This window comes from Photobacterium sp. 53610, assembly GCF_036409375.1.
Classification (GTDB): Bacteria; Pseudomonadota; Gammaproteobacteria; order Enterobacterales; family Vibrionaceae; genus Photobacterium.
In genome coordinates this window covers 307323-321141 of sequence record NZ_JAXOFS010000001.1, presented here as the reverse complement: position 1 = coordinate 321141, position 13819 = coordinate 307323, and the positions used below count along the sequence as shown (strand labels likewise).

The following is a 13819-nucleotide window of genomic DNA, read 5'->3' as shown; positions in this document are numbered from 1 at the left end:
CCGAACATGACTCAACCTCAAGTAGATATCGTCCTGCTGGATAACTTCGACTCCTTTACTTACAACCTGGTCGATCAGTTCCGAGCCATGGGTTACCCGGTCACAATTTTCCGCAACAGCCTGAGCGCAGCGCAGGTCGAACAAGCGCTGAGCGAAAAGCGCAATCCGGTGCTGGTCCTTTCTCCGGGCCCGGGTGCGCCGTCAGAAGCGGGGTGTATGCCAGCGCTGATCAAGCGGGTCGCAGGCAACGTTCCAATGATAGGCATTTGTCTGGGACATCAGGCGATCGTCGAAGCTTACGGCGGTAAAGTCGAAGGTGCCGGTGACATCGTTCATGGTAAAGCCGCACAGATGTACCACGGCCAGCATGCGGTGTTCGGGCAGTTACCCAGCCCGCTGACCATTGCCCGTTATCACTCTCTGGTCGCAACTCAGGTCCCGGAAACGCTGAACGTTATCGCTGAGGTAGATGCTCTGGTAATGGCTGTCACCCATGAACAGGACAAAGTATGCGGATTTCAGTTTCACCCTGAGTCCATCCTGACTGCACAAGGCGCCCAGCTGCTGGCAAACACCCTTCACTGGGTCACGACCCCATCCGCCACTGTACCGAATTTTTAAGCTATGGGAGACGCTCAGATGAACAGCAATATTTACCCAATCACAGAAAAACTTTACGACCAGCAAACACTGACCAAAGATGAAAGTCAGACCTTATTCGATGCCATCATCAAAGGTGACGTTGAACCTGCGATGCTGGCTGCTATTCTGACGGCTCTGAAAATCAAAGGGGAAACCCCGGATGAGATTGCTGGTGCCGCGACCGCGATGCTGGCTAATGCCGCGCACTTCCCGCGCCCGGATTACGACTTTGCCGATATCGTCGGCACCGGCGGAGATGGTGCAAACACAATCAACATTTCGACCACATCGGCCTTTGTTGCCGCCGCGTGCGGTGTCAAAATCGCGAAACACGGCAATCGTGGCGTCTCGAGCAAATCCGGTTCTTCTGATCTGCTGGATAAATTTGGTATCAACCTGGCAATGAGCGCCCATGAAGCCCGCGCGGCTCTGGACGAACAAGGCGTCTGTTTCCTGTTCGCGCCTCAATACCATAGCGGTGTCCGCCATGCGATGCCTGCCCGCCAGGCGATGAAAACCCGGACCATTTTCAACCTGCTGGGCCCGCTGATTAATCCGGCCCGCCCGACCATTGAACTCATGGGCGTTTATGATGCAGCACTGGTCCGCCCGATTGCCGAAACCATGATTGCCCTGGGTATGAAACGTGCAGCTGTCGTCCATGGCAGCGGACTGGATGAAGTCGCCATTCACGGCCCGACGCTGGTGGCAGAAATCATCAACGGTGATATTCGCGAATATACGGTTACGCCGGAAGATTTTGGCTTGCAAACCCATCCGTTAGATGCGATTAAAGGGGGAGACCCTGAAGAAAACCGTGCCATTATCAAAAACATCCTGACAGGAAAAGGGACAGTTGCACAGCAAGACGCTGTTGCCGTCAATGTTGCACTGCTGCTTCGCTTGTTTGGTCAGGAAGATCTCAAAGTGAATGCCCAGCAGGCAATTGAAGTCATGCAATCCGGCAAAGCCTACCAGCTGGTAGAGCAACTGGCCGCACGAGGTTAAGAATGGAAACTGTACTCGCCAAAATCGTCGCCGATAAAAAAATCTGGGTGGAAGCACGCAAGGCGACACAGCCACTGGAAGATTTTATTGCAGATGTGACCCCGAGTGACCGGGATTTTTATCAGGCACTGACCGGAGAAGGCGCAGCATTCATTCTGGAATGTAAGAAAGCCTCCCCTTCAAAAGGGCTGATCCGGAAAGATTTCGATCTGGACCATATCGCCCGGGTGTACAGCCGCTATGCCAGCGCAATTTCCGTCCTGACTGACGAGAAATATTTTCAGGGGAATTTTGATTTCCTGCCGCAGGTCCGCCAGCACGTGACACAACCTGTACTCTGCAAAGACTTCATGATTGACCCTTATCAGGTGTATCTGGCCCGCTTTTATCAGGCTGACGCCATCCTGCTGATGCTGTCGGTCCTGAACGATGATGAATACCGAGAACTGGCCACCCTGGCTGAGCAGCTGAATCTGGGCATTCTGACCGAAGTCAGTAATGAAGAAGAACTGGAACGCGCCATTGCACTGAACGCCAAGGTCGTCGGCATCAATAACCGCAATTTGCGTGATCTCAGCATTGACCTGAACCGGACCAAACAACTGGCGCCACGACTGCCTGAAGATACGCTGGTGATTTCAGAATCCGGAATTTATACCAACCAGCAGATACGCGACTTATCACAATTCGCCAATGGATTCCTGATTGGCAGCTCACTGATGAGTGAAGCGAATCTGGAACTGGCCGTACGAAGTGTCCTGCTTGGAGAACACAAAGTCTGTGGCCTGACCCACCCGGACGATGCCTGTGCGGCATACCAGAGCGGTGCCGTGTACGGCGGCCTGATTTTCGTGGAGGACTCACCCCGTGCCGTTGACCAAGAGCTGGCAAGACTGGTGATGAGCGGCGCGCCACTCAAGTACGTCGGGGTCTTCCGCAATGCCGATGTCGATGCCATCGCCAAACACGCCCATGCTTTAAAGCTGGCCGCAGTTCAGCTGCATGGCAACGAGTCACCTGAATACATCGAGACACTCAAGCCTCAGTTGCCTGAAGATTGTGAAATCTGGAAAGCTCATGGCGTCAGCGATGTACTGCCGGACTTATCGGCCTGGCCGGCTGACCGGCATTTACTGGATACTCAGGTTGGTCAGCAAAGCGGCGGCACGGGTCAGCAATTTGACTGGTCGCTGTTAGACCAGTGCAACGCAAAAGAACGCATTATGCTTGCCGGCGGACTCGGACCGGATAACGCCAGAGAAGCCGTCAGCAAAGGCTGCCGCGGCCTTGATTTTAACTCTGGCGTGGAAAGCAAACCCGGCAAAAAAGACAGACAAAAATTACTCTCGGTGTTCAAAGCACTGAAGCCTTAAAGACTGAATCGGCTGTCACCGACAGCGATCAATTCAGACACCGAGAACGATCAGGACAGGAATAGGACAGCACACACATGAGCAAACTCGACCCGTATTTTGGTGAATTTGGCGGCCAGTTCGTGCCGCAGATTCTGGTCCCTGCACTGGACCAATTAGAAGAAGCCTTTATTGATGCACAGAAAGACCCTGCCTTTGAGCAGGAGTTTCTTGCCCTGCTCAAAGAGTATGCCGGTCGTCCGACCGCACTGACGCTGTGCCAGAATCTGACCAAAGGCACCAAAACCAAGCTTTATCTGAAACGTGAAGATCTGCTGCACGGCGGCGCACATAAGACCAATCAGGTACTGGGACAAGCCCTGCTGGCCAAACGCATGGGCAAAAAAGAAATCATCGCTGAAACCGGGGCCGGTCAGCACGGTGTTGCAACAGCGCTGGCCTGCGCCCTGCTGGGCCTGAAATGCCGTGTTTACATGGGTGCCAAAGACGTTGAGCGCCAAAGCCCGAATGTCTTTCGCATGAAACTGATGGGCGCTGAAGTCATTCCGGTACATTCCGGCTCTGCGACTCTCAAAGATGCCTGTAATGAGGCCATGCGTGACTGGTCTGCCACTTACGATAAAGCGCATTATCTGCTGGGCACAGCCGCCGGCCCGCACCCGTTCCCGACCATTGTGCGTGAATTCCAGCGCATTATCGGGGAAGAAACCAAAGCACAGATCCTGGAAAAAGAAGGCCGCCTGCCAGATGCCGTGATCGCCTGTGTGGGCGGAGGATCCAATGCCATTGGGATGTTTGCCGACTTCATTGAGGAAACCAGTGTCAAACTGATTGGTGTGGAACCTGCGGGGAAAGGTCTGGACACCCATATGCATGGTGCGCCGCTAAAACACGGCAAACTGGGCATTTTCTTCGGCATGAAAGCACCGCTGATGCAGGATGAACATGGTCAGGTGGAAGAGTCATACTCAATCTCTGCCGGTCTCGACTTCCCGTCCGTCGGCCCGCAGCATGCCTATCTGAATGCGACCGGTCGCGCGGAATACGGTTCGGTCACTGATGACGAAGCCCTGGATGCCTTCCAGGCGCTCGCACGCAACGAAGGCATTATTCCGGCACTGGAATCGGCCCATGCACTGGCCTATGCCCTCAAGCTGATCAAAGAGGCTCCTGAAAAAGAACAACTGCTGGTGGTAAACCTCTCCGGTCGGGGCGACAAAGACATCTTCACCGTACATAATATTCTGGACGAAAAGGGAGCACTGTAATGGACCGTTATCAAGCTTTATTCAGCCGTTTAGCGGCCAAACAGGAAGGCGCTTTTGTTCCTTTCGTGACGCTGGGCGACCCGAGTCCTGAACTGTCTCTGCAGATTATTGACACGCTTGTTGAATCCGGAGCTGACGCGCTGGAGCTGGGGATTCCGTTTTCCGACCCGCTTGCCGACGGTCCGACCATTCAGGGAGCGACCATTCGTGCGCTGGATGCCGGCACCACGCCGGATGTCTGTTTCGACATGCTGAAAAAAGTCCGGGCCAAATATCCGGAACTGCCCATCGGGCTGCTGATGTATGCCAACCTGGTCTTTGCTGGTGGCATCGAACACTTCTATCAGCGTTGTCAGGCGGCTGGCGTCGACTCGGTACTGGTCGCGGATGTGCCTGTCGGAGAATCCGCTGAGTTCAGGGCTGCAGCGGAAAAATACGGGATCCACCCTATTTTCATTGCGCCGCCAAATGCAAATGAAAGCACACTGAAAACCGTGGCTGAGTTCGGCGGTGGTTATACCTATTTGCTGTCTCGTGCCGGTGTGACCGGTGCGGAAACCAAAGCAGGAATGCCGGTAGACCATTTGCTTGCCTCACTGGCTCAATACAATGCGCCGCCGTCTTTGCTGGGCTTTGGCATCTCCGAACCCGCTCAGGTCACAGCAGCCATTCAGTCGGGGGCAGCCGGAGCCATTTCGGGCTCAGCTGTGGTGAAAATTATTGAACAGCATCTGGACAACCCTTCAGAAATGCTCAATGCTCTCGGTCAGTTCATACATCGCATGAAGCAAGCGACGAAACGCTGATTTCGAACTGAACCGAAAATGCCCCGGGGTCGCATGCGTTCCCGGGGCATTTTTTTAACAAGACATTCACACCCAAGATCAACAAATAATCACCACGGTGCATAGCCATCCACAAGGTTCGGTGAAAATCTGCGCCAATTTATCAACAGAAGTGGAAAGTATCGAAATGCATCATTGATTATCGCATTATTCTGCTGTAAAACCTCACTTCGCAAAATATTGACTCAAAGTCGGTAACATTTACGAAACATAAGACTTTCACAACTTAACAACTTCCAAAATAAGGTATTCAAGGTGCTTAAACGACAAGGACTACTTGGCAACATTGGGGTACAGGTTGTCATCGCCATGTGCTTGGGGGCGCTGGCCGGTGCAGTGATGGGACATTCTGCAAGCATGTTCGCGCCACTGGGTAGCATTTTCATCCACCTGATTAAAATGCTGGTGATCCCGCTGGTTGCGGTTGCCATTATCTCCGGTGCTGCAGGTCTGGGTAACAGTCAGTCTGCCGGTAAGATCGGTCTGATCACGCTGGGCTTCTTTGGCTTGACTTCCGCGGTTGCTGTGGCACTGGCCCTGTTCATGGGTGAAGTGTTCCAGCCGGGTATGGGTGTTGACCTGGCAGGTGTTCAGGGTATGTTTGCCAATACCTATGCTGACAAAGGTGAACTGCCTTCATTCTGGGCAACTATTCTGGGTATGATCCCAACGAACATTTTCCAGTCTCTGAATGAAGCAAACATCCTGCAGATTCTGGTATTCTGCCTGTTCTTTGGTGTTGCGGTCTCCAAACTGGAGAAAGAACGCCGTGATCCACTGTTGAACGGTGTGAATGCTGTTGTTGACGCCATGGTATGGATGATCAACATTGTGATGAAAATCGCTCCGATTGGTGTATTCGGCCTGATGGCTGATGCAGTCGGTACCTTCGGTTTTGATGCCCTGATGGTGGTCTTCAAACTGTTTGTGGTCTACATCGCCGCGATCCTGGTTTATGGTTTCGTATTCTACCCGCTGATGATCAAGTGCTTCAGCAAAACTTCACCGCTGAAATTCCTGTCAGCCATGAAGAAACCTCAGGCTGTTGCACTGTCGACTGCGTCTTCTATGGCAACCCTGCCGGTGACCATGGAAACCTGTGAAGAAGAGCTGAACGTCAAGAACAGCACAGCTTCCTTCGTGCTGCCGCTGGGCGCCACCATCAACATGAGCGGTAACGCCATTTACTACGGTCTGGTTGCCATATTCTTCGCACAACTGTTCAATATTGAACTTGGTATGAGCGCCTACATCGCGATTATTGTGACCTCAACGCTGGGTGCTGTGGGTCAGGCTGGTGTACCAGGTCCTTCGTTCCTGGTTGTTGCTGTCCTGTTGTCTGCGGGTATTCCGATTGAAGGTCTGCCGCTGCTGTTTGCTCTGGACCGTATCTTCGACATGATCCGTACTGCGCTGAACATCACGGGTGATGCTGCCTGTGCCGTGATTGTCGACAGCCTGGTGGGTGAAGAAAAAGCGAAAGACGCCCCAATGGCGACACAGCAAAAAGCATAAGACTGACGTGCTTTTCTGAATTTCAGGCTGCCGGATTCGGCAGCCTTTTTTATTTCTGCATGGCTCATCCAACTTTCGTTCAAACTTCCATCAGATCTGGGTCAGACCAGGTGCATTCTGCTTGCAAGCCAATGCATTATTGATGACCATATAAATACCTGTTCCAAAAAACCTGATTAATGATGAATTCAGAAAATAATGTTCCTCGCGGCCAGTTATTACTGCGCACGCTAGCTATGCCTGCTGATACAAACGCCAATGGCGATATTTTCGGTGGATGGATTATGTCGCAGCTGGATTTAGCCGGCGCAATTCTGGCCAAAGAAATTTCCCACGGCAAAGTCGTGACGGTCTCAGTCGATAATATTGTGTTCAAAGCCCCGGTCGGTGTGGGCGATGTGGTGTGTTGCTACGGTGAATGTAAGCGCATTGGTAATACATCCCTGTCGGTCGCGATGGAAGTCTGGGTAAAACCGGTCGGTAATGACGGCATCGGTGAGCGATACAAGGTCAGCGAAGCAACCTTCAATTATGTTGCGATTGATGCCAACGGCAGACCGCGTCCGATTCAAAAAGGATAAAATATGAGCCCTGACCGCTGGTTGGGGCTTTTTCATTCCGTTATGATAACGGCTGCATTCCACCACAATACAGGGAGACAGAACGCATGTGGTACGTCATTTTTTCTCAAGATGTTGAAAACAGTCTGGAGCGCCGCCTGAGCGTTCGTGAAAAACACCTGGCTCGCCTGAAAGCATTACAAGACGAAGGCCGTCTGCTCGTGGCCGGTCCGATGCCTGCAATCGACAGTGAGAATCCGGGAGAAGCCGGTTTCACAGGCTCAACGGTAATTGCTGAGTTTGATTCACTGGAAGCAGCAAAAAGCTGGGCCGACGCAGACCCGTATATTGAAGCCGGCGTTTATGAAAACGTAATTGTCAAACCATTCAAAAAAGTACTGCCGGCCTGAATGATGATTCGAACTTCCCTCAAAACCTGGTTTGCTGCTGCTGTGGCTGCAGTTATCCTGACCGGCTGTGCAAAATCGCCGGATGAACTCAATAACGAACTGGCAGAGCGCAGGGCAGCCGTGATTAACGCAAAAGCCCCCTACCCGAAAGTTGGCCAGTACCAGATTATGAAAGCCAAAGCCCATCAGAGCATTGTTGAAATCACAATCCTCTATGGCGGCGGCGGTAAAGTGCCGCCGTCAAAGGCCGCACAGGCTGCCGCTGTGAACTTCTGCAACGATCCGGAACTGACCCCCATGGTCAGCGAAGGTCTGGGATACATGATCAGCATTCTGGATATGCGGGGCCGCCCTATGGTTCAGCAGCCAATCAATGAACAGTACTGCAAACAAATCTCAGCTCAGGGAGCGTCGTAAGACTGCCTCCTGGCAAAAGGGCCGGATAGTTATCCGGCCCTTTCTTTTTCATTTATGACGTATGCTGATGGCGTCATCACGGCTGCATTCATGCTGCCTTGAGAACACCATGACTTTTAAGGCACTGTCATGATCCCGGTCGGCAAACTCCGGCGGGTTATCCAGTCGTTCGATGAAACTCAGCTCCGGCGCTTCCTGTGCCATCCCGTCTATCAGGAACTGAGGCGAAACCGCAGGCGAATTGACACAAGCCAGCACTTTCCCTTGCTCACTCAGCATATCCGGTAAACGACGCAAAATTTTGGCGTAGTCCTTCGTCAGTGCAAAACTTCCCTTCTGAAACGAAGGCGGGTCGATCACAATCAGATCATAGGGACCGGACTTCTTCAGCTTGCCCCACGACTTGAAAATATCATGTCCCAGAAAACTCACCTGATTTAAATCATGGCCATTCAGTCTGTGGTTCTCCCGGCCGCGGCTCAACGCTGCCTTGGCCATATCCAGGTTCACCACATGACTGGCACCACCGGCAATTGCGGCCACAGAAAAACCACAAGTGTAGGCGAACAGGTTCAGAACCCGCTTGTCATTCGACTGCTCCTGAACCCAGCGTCGCCCATATCGCATATCGAGGAACAGGCCATTGTTTTGCTTCTGGCCCAGATCAAGTTCGAAGCGAAGTCCGTTTTCGCTGATTTGCTGAAACGTTTTCAGTTCTCCCCAGATGACCTCCATCGGCGAACCCGGTCTGTCTCTGTGCTGCAATAGCAGTGAACTGGCACCGGACTGCTGCCAGACCTGTGATTGCGCCAGTGCCTGCAGTTCATTGTTCAGTGCATCAAGAAATGCGGTATCCGGTTCTTTGAATAACGAGACCAGTACCTGACCGCCCAGCCAGTCAACCGTCAGTTGCTCCAGTCCTTCCCAGCAACGTCCCCGGCCGTGAAATATACGGCGGGCTTCTTCCGGCGGTGACGCCAGTTGAGTCCGCAGGTGTTGAAAAAATTGGGAGAGAGCAGAAGCGTCCATGAATCACCGTACAAAGAAAAATGAAAAAAGATTAAATATCAGCCGTTCTCAAAGCCGCTCAGTGATGAACAGATTTCAGCAGACCCGACGGAAGTGACGGCCAGTCCAGTGTCCAGGGGGATGACCAGTCTTGCAGTGCCGACTGTACCTCTGTCGTCTGCCAGAGATCACCCTGTTCAGGCGGGCAAAGAAAGCGATAGGTTGTTCCCTGATAGGTAAACTGAAGCCCGTAGGCGTGAAGATAGCCGCGATCCGATGTCTCGTGACCATAAATATCATCGCCGGTAATTCCAGAACCGACGCTTTTCAGTGCCACCCGGATCTGATGGGTTTTACCGGTATAAGGCTTGCACAGAAACAGTCTCCGCCCTTCCCCGGCCGCCGTGGAAATAAATTGAGTCACCGCCGGGTTCTGCCGGCTGGTTTCCAGCTTCCAGCTCCGTCGGCGCGAACGGCTCATGTCACCCATCACTGTCCCCTGTTTTTTCTTCGGCTTTTTACTGCCGATCGCCAGGTAGTACTTCTCCACTTCCCGGCGGGCAAAGCTCCCCGACAGCGCCGATGCTGCATCCGCATGGCGACCAAGCAACAGGATACCGGAGGTCATCTTATCCAGACGATGTATCAGGTACAGCTGTGCATCACCCGTCGCTGCCGCGATCTCTGCCAGCAGGGGCTGATCATTGTCATCTTTGTGGACACTGACATTCGCATGCTTGCAAATGACCAGAAAATCGGGAGTTTGGTGAAGCAGTGTAAACATGGCTCAGTGCTATTTCGATCAGGAAAGCGGCAGTATACCGACTCTTCCGGACAGTGCCAGTTTTCTGCGCCCCGCCACCGCGCTACTGCAGAAAAAAGACCAGCAACATCAGCACCGGACAGACAATCCGGACATACCAGGGCCAGATCCGCCAGAACAGGCTGGCTTCCAGTTCCGGATATCCCGCTTTAATTTCGTTCAGAACCTTATCCCGGTGCCATATCCAACCCACCAGAATGGCAAAAATCATCCCGATGATCGGCTGTGCATAAGCCGTCGTCATGGTAATCACAAAGCCAAATAACGACTCAAAATTAAAAACAATCACCGTAGAAATGACACTGATCACCCCGCCAATCCACCATACGGCCCAGTGCCGGGTATGATTCAGCTCTTCAATCACACAGGAAACCGGCACCTCCAGCATGGAAATTGACGACGTCAGTGCGGCAATGACCATCAGGATAAAAAACAGGGTACTAACGAGGATGCCCACACCTCCCATCGTCTCAAACATCGATGGCAGCACACTGAACACCAGAGTGTCCGACGCCAGCAAAGCACCGGTATCGTCATAAATCACCACACCATGATTCTGCGCGACAAACATGGCTGGCAGAATGAGCATTCCCGCAAGAAACGCAACACCGGTATCCAGTAAAGCCACCTGCGCTGCAGTCTTCGGCAGGTTGGCTGATTTGTCCAGATAAGAGCCATAAACCATCATGGTGCAAACACCCAGCGACAGAGAAAAGAATGCCTGCCCCATCGCACTCACAATCAGTTTGGGTGATAAATGGCTGGCATCCGGCACCAGATACACACGCAGCCCTTCCCAGGCACCATCCTGCGTCAGGATATAAATCACCATCACCACAAAAAGCAACAGCAACACCGGCATCAGGCGGGTCGACCATTTTTCAATGCCGTCCGTGACCCCGCTTCTGACCACCATCACCGTCAGCCACATAAACACCAGCATGAGGATCAGGTTTCTCTCCACACCAAATTCTTCCAGCCACTGGGCCTGAGCTGTCAGTCCCAGTAAATCCAGAACCGGGGCAACCAGATAACCCAGCAGCCAGCCGGCAACAATCGCATAAAAACTGAGAATCAGCGAAACGGCAATCATCCCGGCTAACCCGACGAACCCCATCAGAGCCCGTTGCTGAGGCCAGACCTTGCGCAGAGAGGTGATCGGGTCGGCATTTCCGTAACGACCTATCGTCAGCTCTGCCACCAGCAAAGGGTAAGCCAGTGCGAACACCATGAGCAGATAAACGATTAAAAAGACCGCCCCGCCATTGCTGGCGGCCTGTGTCGGAAATCCCCAGATGTTGCCTAAGCCAACGGCCGAACCCGCAGCTGCCAGAATAAAACCAATACGTGAACTAAAATGCGCTCTGGTTGCCATAGTGACTACTCGGTAAAGGCATGATGCTTACAAGATAAGACACTCTGCCCGGCCCCGCACCTTCACTACTGATACACAATGAACATTTAACGCAGCCAACTTTTTCTTAAACCTATGTTTTACAGAGATTCCGGTGCAGAATAGACCCCGGGTATGCAATAGAGAGACAAGCAACATTTATGGACCACATTTATCAAGTTTTAGCCTGGCTCAGCCTGTTCGCTTACTGGATGGCTATCGCCGCTGTAACCATGCGTGTCGTATTCAAACGGCGCGTTGTCGGCGTTTCTCTGGCTTGGCTGATGATCATTTACATCATTCCCATCGGCGGTATTGTTGCCTATCTGATGTTTGGGGAGCTGAATCTTGGTAAAAAGCGGGCGTTACGGGCAAAAGAAATGTTCGACCCCTTTGCGAACTGGTTCCGGCAGCTTTATACCTGCCCCGGCCATCAGCCCCAGTTACTGAACCATCATGCCAAACCCATACACGATCTGTGCGAAAACCGGCTGGGTATCCCGGCACTGGTCGGGAACACAATGACACTGCAGGATAAACCGCATGATATTTTACGCGCGCTGATCCGGGATATTCACCAGGCGCACCGTTCTATTCATCTGGAGTTCTATATCTGGCACCCGGGCGGATTAGCGGATGAAGTTGCGACAGCACTCATTCTGGCGGCAAAACGCGGGGTGAAGGTCAGGCTTCTGCTCGATTCCGCCGGCAGCATGCGATTTTTCCGTTCCCACTGGCCACGGCTTATGCAGCATGCCGGAATCGAAATAAACGAGGCACTGGCGGTGACGCCATTCCGGATGTTCCTGCGCAGGCTGGATTTGCGGCAGCACCGTAAAATCGTCGTGATCGATGCTGAAATTGCGTATACCGGTTCGATGAATCTGGTTGACCCGGCGTTTTTCAAAACCGACGCCGGTGTGGGCCAGTGGATTGATGTGATGGTCCGGGTCACAGGGCCGACCGTTGCCGTGCTGAACTGTATTCAGGCCTGGGACTGGGAAGTCGAAACCGGACAGCGCTTTTTACCACCGGTTCCGGAATGCAGTCTGTCCCATCCTGCAACGGACAATGACATGATTCAGGTGATTCCATCCGGGCCCGGGATGCCTGATGAAATCATCCATCAGGTCCTGCTGATCAGCATTTATCAGGCCCGTGAAAGTGTGGTCATCACCACCCCGTACTTTGTGCCCAGCGAACACTTACTGCATGCTTTAATCAGCGCCGCGGAACGTGGCATAGACGTGCATATTGTTATCCCGGCCAAGAATGACTCTGTAATGGTGGAATGGGCCAGCCGTTCATTTTTCGCGGAGCTGCTGAACGCAGGCGTTACGATTCACCGCTTCAGCGGCGGCCTGCTGCACACCAAATCAGTGGTCGTGGATGGCGCTCACTGCTTAATCGGCACCGTCAACCTGGACATGCGAAGCCTGTGGCTCAACTTCGAAGTGACTCTGTCAGTCGATAATCCGGAGTTCACCCAGCAAGTTTCAGGTTTACAGCAGGAATATATGAAACAATCTACCCAAATCGATCCCCAGACATGGCAGCAACGCTCATTGGGACATAAATTTCTTGAGCAGTGTTTTTATATGTTCAGCCCGCTGCTCTAGAGAACTCTGAAATTCTGCCGGACATATGATTGACCTCTGATCCTGACGGTATTTCCGTCAGGATCAAAATGCCCAGAAATACGGCTTATATGGACGGAATCGCATATATCAGTAAAAACTGAAACACCATTACTGATATGCAACCTGAGGAGCTTTTCGGAAATTGGAATTAGGATCACCTGAAACCCATATAAATAAAATCCTACCAAGCCTGTTCAGGCCATTCAAAAATCCACAAATATTTCATAAATATAAATTATTGTAAGGAATAATACTTACATACCAATCATTCTTCTGCTCACAATCATGCGATAAAAGTATTGCTTTGCTTCTTTATGTGACTATCTTTGTATTTAAGCGTTAAACACACAAAAGCTGAGGGAAGCGTGAGTCTTGGGAAGTTTTTATCATTTGCAGTCGATACCCTCAGATTCAGCTTGCCGCTGGTATGTTGCCTGATTGTATTTCCTGCATTTTCGCTCACACTGCCTCCCATCGTGATCACGGGTTTATCACAGGAAAATCATCCTGTTGAAATTGAGCTGACGCGGGAAGATATTGCCAGCTTTCAGCAAGATACCATTGTCACAACGTTGCCCTGGATAAACGGCAGCGCACGTTTTTCCGGCGTCAAACTTCAGTCACTGCTTACTCATTACCAATTAAAACCCGGCACAATTCATTTGTCTGCCCTGAATCAATACAGCGCCGAATTAAAATGGCAAGACATGGAAAAATATCAGCCTTTACTGGCAGTTCGCCGCGACAATGATTGGATGAAAGTCCGGGACTATGGTCCCTTCTGGCTCATTTTTTCTCTGGACAATTATCCGGAACTGGCCAATAGCGGTTTTCTGGACAAAATGGTCTGGCAATTAAACAAAATCAGCGTGGTGCCGTAACGTGGTCTATTTCAAATCGCTCAGGATGTTTCATTT

14 protein-coding genes are annotated in these 13819 nt (G+C 52.0%); 11 read left to right on the top strand and 3 right to left on the bottom strand.

What is annotated here, in order from left to right; all coding sequences use genetic code 11:
• The first annotated feature begins 6 nt into the window (after positions 1–6).
• The 9 genes from SPK40_RS01565 (at position 7) to gspS2 (ending at position 8038) form a co-directional block, all read left to right on the top strand.
• On the top strand, positions 7–621 hold the full coding sequence (locus SPK40_RS01565) for an aminodeoxychorismate/anthranilate synthase component II (protein ID WP_330959193.1): 615 nt from the start codon (positions 7–9) through the stop codon (positions 619–621).
• A gap of 18 nt (positions 622–639) precedes the next feature.
• Positions 640–1650 carry an anthranilate phosphoribosyltransferase gene (trpD, locus tag SPK40_RS01560; protein WP_330959192.1) on the top strand — a complete coding sequence of 337 codons (1011 nt, stop codon included), beginning with the start codon at positions 640–642 and terminating at the stop codon, positions 1648–1650.
• 2 nt (positions 1651–1652) lie between these two features.
• Entirely contained in the window at positions 1653–3023 is a 1371-nt protein-coding gene (gene trpCF / locus SPK40_RS01555) for a bifunctional indole-3-glycerol-phosphate synthase TrpC/phosphoribosylanthranilate isomerase TrpF (RefSeq protein WP_330959191.1), read from the top strand.
• Between the two features lie 77 nt (positions 3024–3100).
• A complete protein-coding gene (gene trpB, locus SPK40_RS01550) occupies positions 3101–4291 on the top strand; it encodes a tryptophan synthase subunit beta (RefSeq protein WP_330959190.1) in 1191 nt (396 codons plus the stop codon).
• Complete coding sequence (gene trpA, locus SPK40_RS01545) at positions 4291–5097, top strand: tryptophan synthase subunit alpha (RefSeq protein ID WP_330959189.1); 807 nt, start codon at positions 4291–4293, stop codon at positions 5095–5097. Before trpB ends, trpA begins: the two co-directional genes overlap by 1 nt.
• Before the next feature lie 249 nt (positions 5098–5346).
• The gene (locus SPK40_RS01540) at positions 5347–6651 is read left to right on the top strand and encodes a dicarboxylate/amino acid:cation symporter (RefSeq protein WP_256549382.1); all 1305 of its coding nucleotides are present in this window, start codon (positions 5347–5349) and stop codon (positions 6649–6651) included.
• A gap of 182 nt (positions 6652–6833) precedes the next feature.
• Positions 6834–7232, top strand: a complete 399-nt coding sequence (gene yciA / locus SPK40_RS01535; protein ID WP_248141686.1) for an acyl-CoA thioester hydrolase YciA — start codon at positions 6834–6836, stop codon at positions 7230–7232.
• Positions 7233–7318: 86 nt separating this feature from the next.
• Positions 7319–7621 carry a YciI family protein gene (locus tag SPK40_RS01530; RefSeq protein ID WP_248140784.1) on the top strand — a complete coding sequence of 101 codons (303 nt, stop codon included), beginning with the start codon at positions 7319–7321 and terminating at the stop codon, positions 7619–7621.
• Positions 7622–8038, top strand: coding sequence for a type II secretion system pilot lipoprotein GspS-beta (gene gspS2 / locus SPK40_RS01525; protein ID WP_330959188.1), 417 nt, complete (start codon positions 7622–7624; stop codon positions 8036–8038).
• Between the two features lie 48 nt (positions 8039–8086).
• On the opposite strand, the gene SPK40_RS01520 is transcribed toward gspS2, so the two are convergent.
• The 3 genes from SPK40_RS01520 to SPK40_RS01510 form a co-directional block, all read right to left on the bottom strand.
• Positions 8087–9067: a class I SAM-dependent methyltransferase gene (locus tag SPK40_RS01520; RefSeq protein ID WP_330959187.1), complete on the bottom strand. Its 981-nt coding sequence runs from the start codon at positions 9065–9067 to the stop codon at positions 8087–8089.
• A gap of 58 nt (positions 9068–9125) precedes the next feature.
• Positions 9126–9830 (bottom strand): TIGR01621 family pseudouridine synthase, encoded by a 705-nt coding sequence (locus SPK40_RS01515; RefSeq protein WP_330959186.1) that lies wholly within the window; start codon positions 9828–9830, stop codon positions 9126–9128.
• Between the two features lie 82 nt (positions 9831–9912).
• Positions 9913–11244, bottom strand: a complete 1332-nt coding sequence (locus tag SPK40_RS01510; protein ID WP_330959185.1) for a sodium-dependent transporter — start codon at positions 11242–11244, stop codon at positions 9913–9915.
• Between the two features lie 179 nt (positions 11245–11423).
• On the opposite strand from SPK40_RS01510, the gene cls reads away from it, so the two are divergent.
• Both cls and SPK40_RS01500 read left to right on the top strand, forming a co-directional pair.
• A complete protein-coding gene (gene cls, locus SPK40_RS01505) occupies positions 11424–12881 on the top strand; it encodes a cardiolipin synthase (protein WP_330959184.1) in 1458 nt (485 codons plus the stop codon).
• 386 nt (positions 12882–13267) lie between these two features.
• The gene (locus SPK40_RS01500; protein WP_248140796.1) at positions 13268–13783 is read left to right on the top strand and encodes an oxidoreductase; all 516 of its coding nucleotides are present in this window, start codon (positions 13268–13270) and stop codon (positions 13781–13783) included.
• Positions 13784–13819: the final 36 nt, after the last annotated feature.

What these genes read in the sequence shown, in the direction of transcription:
- trpCF (WP_330959191.1), top strand. Translation starts at nt 1,653, where the DNA reads ATGGAAACTGTACTCGCCAAAATCGTCGCCGATAAAAAAATCTGGGTG.
- SPK40_RS01510 (WP_330959185.1), bottom strand. Translation starts at nt 11,244, where the DNA reads ATGGCAACCAGAGCGCATTTTAGTTCACGTATTGGTTTTATTCTGGCA.
- SPK40_RS01565 (WP_330959193.1), top strand. Translation starts at nt 7, where the DNA reads ATGACTCAACCTCAAGTAGATATCGTCCTGCTGGATAACTTCGACTCC.
- yciA (WP_248141686.1), top strand. Translation starts at nt 6,834, where the DNA reads ATGAATTCAGAAAATAATGTTCCTCGCGGCCAGTTATTACTGCGCACG.
- gspS2 (WP_330959188.1), top strand. Translation starts at nt 7,622, where the DNA reads ATGATGATTCGAACTTCCCTCAAAACCTGGTTTGCTGCTGCTGTGGCT.
- SPK40_RS01515 (WP_330959186.1), bottom strand. Translation starts at nt 9,830, where the DNA reads ATGTTTACACTGCTTCACCAAACTCCCGATTTTCTGGTCATTTGCAAG.
- cls (WP_330959184.1), top strand. Translation starts at nt 11,424, where the DNA reads ATGGACCACATTTATCAAGTTTTAGCCTGGCTCAGCCTGTTCGCTTAC.
- SPK40_RS01530 (WP_248140784.1), top strand. Translation starts at nt 7,319, where the DNA reads ATGTGGTACGTCATTTTTTCTCAAGATGTTGAAAACAGTCTGGAGCGC.
- trpB (WP_330959190.1), top strand. Translation starts at nt 3,101, where the DNA reads ATGAGCAAACTCGACCCGTATTTTGGTGAATTTGGCGGCCAGTTCGTG.
- trpA (WP_330959189.1), top strand. Translation starts at nt 4,291, where the DNA reads ATGGACCGTTATCAAGCTTTATTCAGCCGTTTAGCGGCCAAACAGGAA.
- SPK40_RS01520 (WP_330959187.1), bottom strand. Translation starts at nt 9,067, where the DNA reads ATGGACGCTTCTGCTCTCTCCCAATTTTTTCAACACCTGCGGACTCAA.
- trpD (WP_330959192.1), top strand. Translation starts at nt 640, where the DNA reads ATGAACAGCAATATTTACCCAATCACAGAAAAACTTTACGACCAGCAA.